Annotated in this window: 1 protein-coding gene and 1 pseudogene (1 of these 2 cut by a window edge); both read left to right on the top strand. The window is 66.7% G+C overall.

Annotated features, from left to right (window positions below):
• On the top strand, positions 1–2,940 hold the 3' portion of the coding sequence (locus BA011_RS46790) for an amino acid adenylation domain-containing protein (protein ID WP_420493463.1). It extends 7,326 nt beyond the left edge of the window; the window shows 2,940 of its 10,266 coding nt (coding positions 7,327–10,266); its start codon lies beyond the left edge, outside the window; the stop codon is at positions 2,938–2,940.
• Positions 2,898–12,920 (top strand): annotated as a pseudogene (locus BA011_RS46785) (phosphopantetheine-binding protein). The gene BA011_RS46790 and the pseudogene BA011_RS46785 overlap by 43 nt, the downstream one beginning before the upstream one ends.

The raw sequence follows: 12,920 nt of genomic DNA, 5'->3' as shown, positions 1-12,920 counted from the left end.
CAGATGCTGCCGCTCATCGAGCTGGCCCAGCCGGAGATCGACCGGATCGTCGCCACGGTTCCCGGCGGCGTCGGCAACATCCAGGACATTTATGGCCTGTCGCCGCTGCAGGACGGCATCCTGTTCCATCATCTGCTGGCCAGCCGGGGCGATCCCTATCTGCTGGTCTCGCAGATGGCCTTTGCCGACCGTGGCCTGTTGGAGCGCTATCTTGGCGCGGTTCAGCAGGTGGTGGATCGGCACGACATCCTGCGCACGGCCTTTGTCTGGGAGGGGCTGTCGAGCCCGGCCCAGGTGGTGTGGCGGCGTGCGCCGCTACAGGTGAGCGAGGTCGAGCTGGATGACTGTGACGGTTCCGGCGCCGAGGAGCTCCGGCGGCGGTTCGATCCACGCCGGCAGCGCATCGACCTTGGCCGGGCGCCGCTGATGCGGTTCGTGATCGCGCGAGAGCCCGGCAGCGGGCGCTGGCTGCTGCTGCAGCTGCTGCACCATCTGATCGGCGATCACACGACGCTGGAAGTGATGGATGCCGAGGTGCGGGCCGTGCTTGACGGGCGCGCCCATGAGCTGGCAGCACCGCAGCCGTTCCGCAACCTGGTGGCGCAGGCGCGGCTGGGGGTTGATGCCAAGGCGCATGAAGCGTTCTTCCGGGAACAATTGGCCGACATCGACGAGCCGACCATGCCGTTCGGGCTGAGCGAGGTCTACGGCGACGGCAGCGGATCCCGCGAGGCACGGCGGATGCTGCCGCAGGCGCTCAACGATCGGCTGCGGCAACAGGCGCGGCGGCTGGGGGTGAGCCTGGCGAGCCTTTGCCATCTGGCCTGGGGGCAGGTGGTGGCGCTGAGCAGCGGCCGCGAGCAGGTGGTGTTCGGCACGGTGCTGTTCGGCCGCATGCATGCCGGTGCCGGCGCCGACCGGGCGCTGGGCCTGTTCATCAACACCCTGCCTGTGCGGCTTGACCTCGACGGGACCGGGGTCGAGGCGAGCGTGCGGACCACGCATGCGCGGCTTTCCGAGCTGCTGGCGCACGAGCATGCCTCGCTGGCGCTGGCGCAACGCTGCAGCGGGGTGGCGGCGCCGGCGCCGCTGTTCAGCGCGCTGTTGAACTACCGTCACAACACGCCGGCGGTCGCCTGCGAAGCGGATGATGTCCTGTCCGGCATGGAATGGCTGGGCAGCGAGGAGCGCACCAACTATCCACTGACCCTGTCGGTGGAGGATTCTGGCGAGGCGCTCGGCCTGACGGCGCAGGTGGTGGAGCCGATCTCTGCGGATCGGGTCTGCGGCTACATGCAGCAGGTGCTCGAGCAACTGGCCGAGGCGCTGGAGCATGCCCCCAATAGGCCGGTGCGCGACCTCGACATCCTGCCGGCCGCCGAGCGCACCTATCTGCTGGAGGATCTGAACCGGACGGCGGCGACCTATCCGTCGGAGCGGTGCATCCATGAGCTGTTCGAGCAACAGGTCCGGCGCGCACCCGAAGCCGTCGCCCTCGTCCATGAGGACGAAGAGCTAAGCTATGGCGAGCTCAACGCGCGGGCCAACCGGCTGGCCCATCATCTGATCGCCCTTGGGGTCAGGCCGGATCAGCCGGTGGCGATCTGCCTGGAACGCAGCCCGGCGATGGTGGTGGGTCTTTTGGCGATCCTCAAGGCGGGCGGCGCCTATCTGCCGCTGGATCCGGCCTATCCGTCGGCGCGGCTGCGGCAGATTGTCGAGGATGCCGCACCGCGGCTGCTGCTTTGCGATGCCGCCGGACGCGCCGCACTCGGCCCCGAGGCGCTTGTCGATCTGACGGTGGTCGATCTGACGGTGGTCGATCTGGAGACGGCCACCCCGGCCTGGGCCGAACTGCCGGCCTCGAACCCGGACCCGCGCGCCCTTGGCCTGAGCCCGCGCCATCTCGCCTATGTCATCTACACCTCAGGCTCCACCGGAACACCCAAAGGGGCACAGAATGAGCATCGGGCTATTCTCAATCGCCTGATCTGGATGCAGAAAGCCTACGCTCTTAATGCGACTGATGTCGTCTTGCAGAAGACGCCATTTGGCTTCGACGTCTCGGCCTGGGAATTCTTCTGGACGTTGCTTGAGGGGGCGACCCTGGTACTGGCGCCTCCGGCTGCACACAAAGATCCAGATGCCCTTGTAAACCTTATAATCAGTCATCGCATCACCACTGCGCACTTTGTACCATCCATGCTGGTCAGCTTTATGGAGGCGAAGAGCGTTGATCGCTGCACATCACTGCAGCGTCTCGTGTGCAGTGGCGAGGCACTTGCTGCCTCCCTTGCGCACAAGGTTCGGCGCGTATTGCCTTGGACTGGCCTGCACAATCTATATGGTCCCACGGAAGCTGCTATCGACGTGACGGTTTGGAGTTGTCCGGCTGATTTTGACGGGTCAGTCGTCCCGATCGGCCGTCCGATCGCCAACACGCGGATCTACCTTCTGGACGCTCATGGTCAGCCGGTGCCGTTCGGGGCGGTGGGTGAGCTTTACATCGGCGGAGCGGGGGTTGCGCGTGGCTACCTCAACCGTCCCGAGCTGACGGCGGCGCGGTTCATCGCCAGTCCGTTTGTGGAGGGCGACCGTCTGTACCGGAGCGGCGACCTGGGTCGTTATCTGCCGGACGGCAATCTGGAGTTTTTGGGCCGCAACGACGACCAGGTGAAGATCCGCGGCTTCCGCATCGAGCCGGGCGAGATCGCCGCACGGCTTTGCGAGCACGAGCTTGTCGGCGATGCGGTGGTGGTGGCGCGCCAGGACCGCGCCGGCGACCAGCACCTTGTCGCCTATGTCGTGTGTGGACCCGAGGCAGGATCGGACGACGAGGATGGAAGCGGGCTGGCCGGCGCCTTGCGCGCCCATCTGGGCGGGCGGCTGCCGACTACATGGTGCCGAGCGCCTTCGTGCGGCTGGATGGGCTGCCCTTGACACCGAACGGCAAGCTCGACCGCCAGGCGCTGCCGGCCCCCGACGACGATGCCTATGCGCGCACCGCCTATGAAGCGCCGCAGGGCGCGGTCGAGACGCTGCTGGCCGGGATCTGGCAAGAGCTCCTCGGTGTCGAGCGGGTCGGACGCAACGACAACTTCTTCGAGCTCGGCGGCCACTCGCTCCTGGCGGTGCAGCTCTCGAGCCGGCTGTCGCAGGCTGTTGGTGTCGAGCTGCCGCTGACGAGGCTGTTCGCCACGCCGGTGCTGGCGGATCTGGCGGCAAGCATCGTCGAGGCGTTGAGCCGCGCCGGTCCGCAAGAGCTGCCGGCGATTGCGGCCGTGTCGCGTCATGAGCCGCTTGTGCTGTCGTTTGCGCAGCAGCGGCTGTGGTTTTTGGCGCAGCTGGACGAGGGCAGCACCAACTATCACATTCCGCTGACCTTGCGGCTGCGTGGTGGGCTCGACCGCACCGCCTGGCAGCGCAGCCTTGACCGTTTTTTTGCCCGTCACGAGGCGCTGCGCAGTGTCTTTGTCGCACCAGAGGGCAAGCCCCGGGTTGAGGTTCTGCCGCCGGATGCGGGGCTGCCGGTGCTGGAGCACGATCTGCGGGCCCGGCCGGATGCAGAGGCAGCGCTTCTGGATCTGTGCCACGAAGAGGCGCGCACGCCATTCGATCTTGCGCGGGGCCGCTGATCCGCGGGCGTCTGATCCGGATGTCGGATGCGGAACACGTCTTCCTGCTGACGCAGCATCATATCGTCTCGGACGGCTGGTCGCTGGGCGTGCTGCTACGTGAACTCAGTCAGCTTTACCAGGCGTTCGAGGCTGGACGGGACGATCCTTTGCCGCCGCTGGCGATCCAGTATCCGGATTATGCCGCCTGGCAACGCCAATGGTTGTCGGGGGAACGGCTGCAGAGCCAGGCGCAGTATTGGCGCGACACCCTGTCCGGCGCTCCGGCCCGACTTGCCTTGCCGACGGACCGTGCGCGGCCGGCCCAGCAGTCGTTTGCCGGGGCCAGTGTGCCTGTTGTCATCGATGCGGATCTGACGCGGGGGCTGAAGCGGCTGAGCCGGCAGCATGGCACGACCTTGTTCATGACGGTGCTGGCGGCCTGGGCGGCGGTGCTGTCGCGTCTGTCGGGGCAGGACGACCTTGTGATCGGCGTGCCGAGCGCCAATCGAGGCCGGCGCGAGATCGAAGAGTTGATCGGCTTCTTCGTCAACACCCTGGCGCTTCGGGTCGACCTGTCGGGCGAGCCGAGCGTGTCGCAGCTTCTGGAACGGACGCGGCGCACGGCCCTGGCTGCGCAGGAGCATCAGGACCTGCCGTTCGAGCAGGTGGTGGAGATCGTCAAGCCGCCCCGGCATCTCGATCACACGCCGCTGTTCCAGGTGATGTTGGCCTGGCAGAACAACCCTGTCGGGTCGTTCGACCTTGCCGGGCTGAGCGTGGCGGCGGCCGGGGAGGGGCTCGATCAGGTCAAGTTCGATCTGGAGCTGAGCCTTGGCGAGTGTGATGAGGTCATAGCCGGAACGTTTGGTTATGCCACGGCGCTGTTCGATCAGGCGACGATCGAGCGGCAGCGTGGTTATCTGCTGGCGTTGCTGCGGGCGATGGTTGCCGATGCGGGTCAGCCGGTCGGCCGCATCGAGCTGCCGTCATCAGATGAGCGCACCTATCTGCTGGAGGATCTGAACCGGACGGCGGCGGCCTATCCGTCGGAGCGGTGCATCCATGAACTGTTCGAGGCACAGGTGCAAAAGGCGCCGGAGGCGGTGGCGGTGGTCCATGAGGAGGAGCGCCTAAGCTATGGCGAGCTCAACGCGCGGGCCAACCGGCTGGCCCATCATCTGATCGCCCTTGGGGTCAGGCCGGATCAGCCGGTGGCGATCTGCCTGGAACGCAGCCCGGCGATGGTGGTGGGTCTTTTGGCGATCCTCAAGGCGGGCGGCGCCTATCTGCCGCTGGATCCGGCCTATCCGTCGGCGCGGCTGCGGCAGATTGTCGAGGATGCCGCACCGCGGCTGCTGCTTTGCGATGCCGCCGGACGCGCCGCACTCGGCCCCGAGGCGCTTGTCGATCTGACGGTGGTCGATCTGGAGACGGCCACCCCGGCCTGGGCCGAACTGCCGGCCTCGAACCCGGACCCGCGCGCCCTTGGCCTGAGCCCGCGCCATCTCGCCTATGTCATCTACACCTCAGGCTCCACCGGAACCCCAAAGGGCGTCATGGTCGAGCATCGGGGGTTGGTCAATCTTACAGCATGGCATGTGCAAACGTTTTGTCGGCAACCAGAAACCTGCTGCACACTCACGGCTGCAGTGGCTTTCGATGCCAGCACCTGGGAGCTATGGTCCGCATTATGCAATCGTAGCACATTGCTGCTCCCGCCCAGGGCGGCAGCAGGAGATTCCTCGCGTCTGTTGCAATGGTGGCGTGATCAACCACTGGACGCCGCCTTTCTAGCCACACCGCTGGCTACAACCGCATTGCAAGACGAGCTGGTAAATCCAAAATTGGGGTACTTGCTGATCGGTGGTGATCGTCTCCAGCGTGTTCCTTCCCGGATACCGTCGCCTCTCAAGTTGATAAACAATTATGGCCCGACGGAAGTTACCGTCGTGGCAACCTCGGGACGACTTCTCAGTGACAACGCCGTGCCGCATATTGGCCGTCCGATCGCCAACACGCGGATCTACCTTCTGGACGGTCATGGTGCGCCGGTGCCGTTTGGGGCGGTGGGTGAGCTTTACATCGGCGGGGCGGGGGTGGCGCGTGGCTACCTCAACCGTCCCGAGCTGACGGCGGAGCGGTTCATCGCCAGCCCGTTTGTGGAGGGCGACCGTCTGTACCGGAGCGGCGACCTGGGGCGTTATCTGCCGGACGGCAATCTGGAGTTTTTGGGCCGCAACGACGATCAGGTGAAGATCCGCGGCTTCCGCATCGAGCCGGGCGAGATCGCCGCACGGCTTTGCGAGCACGAGCTTGTCGGCGATGCGGTGGTGGTGGCGCGCGCCGACCGCGCCGGCGACCAGCACCTTGTCGCCTATGTCGTGTGTGGACCCGAGGCAGGATCGGACGACGAGGATGGAAGCGGGCTGGCCGGCGCCTTGCGCGCCCATCTGGGCGGGCGGCTGCCCGACTACATGGTGCCGGCTGCCTTCGTGCGGCTCGAGGCGCTGCCCTTGACGGCGAACGGCAAGCTCGACCGCCAGGCGCTGCCGGCCCCCGACGACGATGCCTATGCGCGGGCGGCCTATGAAGCGCCGCAGGGCGCGGTCGAGACGGCGCTGGCCGGGATCTGGCAAGAGCTCCTCGGTGTCGAGCGGGTCGGACGCAACGACAACTTCTTCGAGCTCGGCGGCCACTCGCTCCTGGCGGTGCAGCTGATGGAGCGGCTGCGGCTGCTGTCGCTGGGGGTGGAGGTGCGCACCCTGTTTGCCAGGCCGGTGCTGGCCGATCTGGCCGCAAGCCTTGGCAGCCATCACGAGGTGGCGGTGCCGGCCAACCTGATCACCGAGCACAGCACGGCGATTACGCCGCAGATGCTGCCGCTCATCGAGCTGGCCCAGCCGGAGATCGACCGGATCGTCGCCACGGTTCCCGGCGGCGTCGGCAACATCCAGGACATTTATGGCCTGTCGCCGCTGCAGGACGGCATCCTGTTCCATCATCTGCTGGCCAGCCGGGGCGATCCCTATCTGCTGGTCTCGCAGATGGCCTTTGCCGACCGTGGCCTGTTGGAGCGCTATCTTGGCGCGGTTCAGCAGGTGGTGGATCGGCACGACATCCTGCGCACGGCCTTTGTCTGGGAGGGGCTGTCGAGCCCGGCCCAGGTGGTGTGGCGGCGTGCGCCGCTACAGGTGAGCGAGGTCGAGCTGGATGACTGTGACGGTTCCGGCGCCGAGGAGCTCCGGCACCGGTTCGATCCACGCCGGCAGCGCATCGACCTTGGCCGGGCGCCGCTGATGCGGTTCGTGATCGCGCGAGAGCCCGGCAGCGGGCGCTGGCTGCTGCTGCAGCTGCTGCACCATCTGATCGGCGATCACACGACGCTGGAAGTGATGGATGCCGAGGTGCGGGCCGTGCTTGACGGGCGCGCCCATGAGCTGGCAGCACCGCAGCCGTTCCGCAACCTGGTGGCGCAGGCGCGGCTGGGGGTTGATGCCAAGGCGCATGAAGCGTTCTTCCAGGAACAATTGGCCGACATCGACGAGCCGACCATGCCGTTCGGGCTGAGCGAGGTCTACGGCGACGGCAGCGGATCCCGCGAGGCACGGCGGATGCTGCCGCAGGCGCTCAACGATCGGCTGCGGCAACAGGCGCGGCGGCTGGGGGTGAGCCTGGCGAGCCTTTGCCATCTGGCCTGGGGGCAGGTGATGGCGCTGAGCAGCGGGCGCGAGCAGGTGGTGTTCGGCACGGTGCTGTTCGGCCGCATGCATGCCGGTGCCGGCGCCGACCGGGCGCTGGGCCTGTTCATCAACACCCTGCCTGTGCGGCTTGACCTCGACGGGACCGGGGTCGAGGCGAGCGTGCGGACCACGCATGCGCGGCTTTCCGAGCTGCTGGCGCACGAGCATGCCTCGCTGGCGCTGGCGCAACGCTGCAGCGGGGTGGCGGCGCCGGCGCCGCTGTTCAGCGCGCTGTTGAACTACCGTCACAACACGCCGGCCATGGCCGGCGTGGGAACAAGCGACGTGCTGTCCGGCCTGGAATGGCTGGGCAGCGAGGAGCGCACCAACTATCCACTGACCCTGTCGGTGGAGGATTCTGGCGAGGCGCTCGGCCTGACGGCGCAGGTGGTGGAGCCGATCTCCGCCGATCGGATCTGCGGCTACATGCAGCAGGTGCTCGAGCAACTGGCCGAGGCGCTGGAGCATGCCCCCAATAGGCCGGTGCGCGACCTCGACATCCTGCCGGCCGCCGAGCGCACCTATCTGCTGGAGGATCTGAACCGGACGGTGGCGACCTATCCGTCGGAGCGGTGCATCCATGAACTGTTCGAGCAACAGGTCCGGCGCGCACCCGAAGCCGTCGCCCTCGTCCATGAGGACGAAGAGCTAAGCTATGGCGAGCTCAACGCGCGGGCCAACCGGCTGGCCCATCATCTGATCGCCCTTGGGGTCAGGCCGGATCAGCCGGTGGCGATCTGCCTGGAACGCAGCCCGGCGATGGTGGTGGGTCTTTTGGCGATCCTCAAGGCGGGCGGCGCCTATCTGCCGCTGGATCCGGCCTATCCGTCGGCGCGGCTGCGGCAGATTGTCGAGGATGCCGCACCGCGGCTGCTGCTTTGCGATGCCGCCGGACGCGCCGCACTCGGCCCCGAGGCGCTTGTCGATCTGACGGTGGTCGATCTGGAGACGGCCACCCCGGCCTGGGCCGAACTGCCGGCCTCGAACCCGGACCCGCGCGCCCTTGGCCTGAGCCCGCGCCATCTCGCCTATGTCATCTACACCTCAGGCTCCACCGGAACCCCAAAGGGCGTCATGGTCGAGCATCACAGCACCGTGAACCTGCTGCATTGGAGCAGCGGCGTATTTGCGGAATCAGAGATCAGCCGCACGCTGTTTTCTACCTCGATCAGTTTTGATCTGTCCGTCTATGAGTGCTTCGTTGCGCTGTCGCAAGGAGGCACTCTTTATCTTGTCGAGGACGCGCTGGCGTTGGCGCAGACGCCCTTGGATGTCTCCTTGATCAACACGGTCCCCTCGGCGATCGCCGCTCTGGTCGACAAGCAAGCCGTGCCAGCTTCGACACGCGTCATCAATTTGGCGGGTGAGCGGCTGAAGGCAGATCTGATCGAGAGGGTCTTCGAGAGCAGTGGCGCAGAGAAGATCTGTAATCTGTACGCTCCTTCCGAGACGACGACGTACTCGACCTGGATTTGCATGCCAAGGGGAGAGGCTGTCGTTGAGACGATCGGCCGTCCGATCGCCAACACGCGGATCTACCTTCTGGACGCTCATGGTCAGCCGGTGCCGTTCGGGGCGGTGGGTGAGCTTTACATCGGCGGAGCGGGGGTGGCGCGTGGCTACCTCAACCGTCCCGAGCTGACGGCGGCGCGGTTCATCGCCAGCCCGTTTGTGGAGGGCGACCGTCTGTACCGGAGCGGCGACCTGGGGCGTTATCTGCCGGACGGCAATCTGGAGTTTTTGGGCCGCAACGACGATCAGGTGAAGATCCGCGGCTTCCGCATCGAGCCGGGCGAGATCGCCGCACGGCTTTGCGAGCACGAGCTTGTCGGCGATGCGGTGGTGGTGGCGCGCGCCGACCGCGCCGGCGACCAGCACCTTGTCGCCTATGTCGTGTGTGGACCCGAGGCAGGATCGGACGACGAGGATGGAAGCGGGCTGGCCGGCGCCTTGCGCGCCCATCTGGGCGGGCGGCTGCCCGACTACATGGTGCCGGCTGCCTTCGTGCGGCTCGAGGCGCTGCCCTTGACACCGAACGGCAAGCTCGACCGCCAGGCGCTGCCGGCCCCCGACGACGATGCCTATGCGCGGGCGGCCTATGAAGCGCCGCAGGGCGAGGTCGAGACGGCGCTGGCCGGGATCTGGCAAGAGCTCCTCGGTGTCGAGCGGGTCGGACGCAACGACAACTTCTTCGAGCTCGGCGGCCACTCGCTCCTGGCGGTGCAGCTGATGGAGCGGCTGCGGCTGCTGTCGCTGGGGGTGGAGGTGCGCACCCTGTTTGCCAGGCCGGTGCTGGCCGATCTGGCCGCAAGCCTTGGCAGCCATCACGAGGTGGCGGTGCCGGCCAACCTGATCACCGAGCACAGCACGGCGATTACGCCGCAGATGCTGCCGCTCATCGAGCTGGCCCAGCCGGAGATCGACCGGATCGTCGCCACGGTTCCCGGCGGCGTCGGCAACATCCAGGACATTTATGGCCTGTCGCCGCTGCAGGACGGCATCCTGTTCCATCATCTGCTGGCCAGCCGGGGCGATCCCTATCTGCTGGTCTCGCAGATGGCCTTTGCCGACCGTGGCCTGTTGGAGCGCTATCTTGGCGCGGTTCAGCAGGTGGTGGATCGGCACGACATCCTGCGCACGGCCTTTGTCTGGGAGGGGCTGTCGAGCCCGGCGCAGGTTGTCTGGCGCAAGGCGGCCTTGGATGTGCTCGAGGTCGAGCTGGAGGGCTGTGATGGTTCCGGCGCCGATGAGCTCAGGCGGCGGTTCGATCCGCGCCAGTACCGCATCGACCTTGGCCGGGCGCCGCTGATGCGGTTCGTGATCGCGCGAGAGCCCGGCAGCGGGCGCTGGCTGCTGCTGCAGCTGCTGCACCATCTGATCGGCGATCACACGACGCTGGAAGTGATGGATGCCGAGGTGCGGGCCGTGCTCGACGGGCGCGCCCATGAGCTGGCAGCGCCGCAGCCGTTCCGCAACCTGGTGGCGCAGGCGCGGCTGGGGGTTGATGCCAAGGCGCATGAAGCGTTCTTCCAGGAACAATTGGCCGACATCGACGAGCCGACCATGCCGTTCGGGCTGAGCGAGGTCTACGGCGACGGCAGCGGATCCCGCGAGGCACGGCGGATGCTGCCGCAGGCGCTCAACGATCGGCTGCGGCAACAGGCGCGGCGGCTGGGGGTGAGCCTGGCGAGCCTTTGCCATCTGGCCTGGGGGCAGGTGGTGGCGCTGAGCAGCGGGCGCGAGCAGGTGGTGTTCGGCACGGTGCTGTTCGGCCGCATGCATGCCGGTGCCGGCGCCGACCGGGCGCTGGGCCTGTTCATCAACACCCTGCCTGTGCGGCTTGACCTCGACGGGACCGGGGTCGAGGCGAGCGTGCGGACCACGCATGCGCGGCTTTCCGAGCTGCTGGCGCACGAGCATGCCTCGCTGGCGCTGGCGCAACGCTGCAGCGGGGTGGCGGCGCCGGCGCCGCTGTTCAGCGCGCTGTTGAACTACCGTCACAACACGCCGGCGGTCGCCTGCGAAGCGGATGATGTCCTGTCCGGCATGGAATGGCTGGGCAGCGAGGAGCGCACCAACTATCCACTGACCCTGTCGGTGGAGGATTCTGGCGAGGCGCTCGGCCTGACGGCGCAGGTGGTGGAGCCGATCTCTGCGGATCGGGTCTGCGGCTACATGCAGCAGGTGCTCGAGCAACTGGCCGAGGCGCTGGAGCATGCCCCCAATAGGCCGGTGCGCGACCTCGACATCCTGCCGGCCGCCGAGCGCACCTATCTGCTGGAGGATCTGAACCGGACGGCGGCGACCTATCCGTCGGAGCGGTGCATCCATGAGCTGTTCGAGCAACAGGTCCGGCGCGCACCCGAAGCCGTCGCCCTCGTCCATGAGGACGAAGAGCTAAGCTATGGCGAGCTCAACGCGCGGGCCAACCGGCTGGCCCATCATCTGATCGCCCTTGGGGTCAGGCCGGATCAGCCGGTGGCGATCTGCCTGGAACGCAGCCCGGCGATGGTGGTGGGTCTTTTGGCGATCCTCAAGGCGGGCGGCGCCTATCTGCCGCTGGATCCGGCCTATCCGTCGGCGCGGCTGCGGCAGATTGTCGAGGATGCCGCACCGCGGCTGCTGCTTTGCGATGCCGCCGGACGCGCCGCACTCGGCCCCGAGGCGCTTGTCGATCTGACGGTGGTCGATCTGGAGACGGCCACCCCGGCCTGGGCCGAACTGCCGGCCTCGAACCCGGACCCGCGCGCCCTTGGCCTGAGCCCGCGCCATCTCGCCTATGTCATCTACACCTCAGGCTCCACCGGAACCCCAAAGGGCGTCATGGTCGAGCATGCTCAGATGGCTCGTCTGTTCGAGGCGACCCAGGACTGGTATGGCTTCACCGAACACGACGTATGGTGCCTGTTCCATTCCATCTCGTTCGACTTCTCGGTGTGGGAATTGTGGGGCGCACTGCGCTATGGCGGGCGTTTGATTCTTGTGCCGAGTAATACCGCCCGTTCTGCTCCCGACTTCCATGAGCTAGTCTGCAAGTCTGGCGTCACGGTTCTCAATCAGACGCCCTCGGCTTTTAAAGCTTTCATGGATGTAGAATTCCCGAGCAATGTTCGAAACCGCCTTCGATATGTGATTTTTGGTGGGGAGGCTCTGCAGCCATCCATTCTAAAGCCGTGGTATGAAAGGCATTCAGACAGTGCCCCGCAATTGATCAACATGTACGGCATCACGGAAGCGATCGTGCATGTAACCTATCGGCCTCTAAATCAATCTGACACCTCCAACTCGGCCAATCTGATCGGAAAGCCTATCCCCGATCTTCGGTTGTACTTGTTGGATCGCTTCGGCCAGCCGGTGCCGTTTGGGGCGGTGGGTGAGCTTTACATCGGCGGGGCGGGGGTGGCGCGTGGCTACCTCAACCGTCCCGAGCTGACGGCGGAGCGGTTCATCGCCAGTCCGTTTGTGGAGGGCGACCGTCTGTACCGGAGCGGCGACCTTGGGCGTTATCTGCCGGACGGCAATCTGGAGTTTTTGGGCCGCAACGACGATCAGGTGAAGATCCGCGGCTTCCGCATCGAGCCGGGCGAGATCGCCGCACGGCTTTGCGAGCACGAGCTTGTCGGCGATGCGGTGGTGGTGGCGCGCCAGGACCGCGCCGGCGACCAGCGGCTCGTCGCCTATGTGGTGGCGAAGCCGGCGCACGGATCGGACGAGGCCGATGGCGCGCAGCTTGCTGCCTCCTTGCGCGCCCATCTGGGTAGCCTGCTGCCCGACTACATGGTGCCGAGCGCCTTCGTGCGGCTGGATGGGCTGCCCTTGACACCGAACGGCAAGCTCGACCGCCAGGCGCTGCCGGCCCCCGACGACGATGCCTATGCGCGCACCGCCTATGAAGCGCCGCAGGGCGCGGTCGAGACGCTGCTGGCCGGGATCTGGCAAGAGCTCCTCGGTGTCGAGCGGGTCGGACGCAACGACAACTTCTTCGAGCTCGGCGGCCACTCGCTCCTGGCGGTGCAGCTCTCGAGCCGGCTGTCGCAGGCTGTTGGTGTCGAGCTGCCGCTGA

It is taken from the genome of Rhizobium leguminosarum, from assembly GCF_001679785.1.
GTDB lineage: Bacteria > Pseudomonadota > Alphaproteobacteria > Rhizobiales > Rhizobiaceae > Rhizobium > Rhizobium leguminosarum_R.
This window is presented reverse-complemented; position numbering and strand designations above follow the sequence as displayed.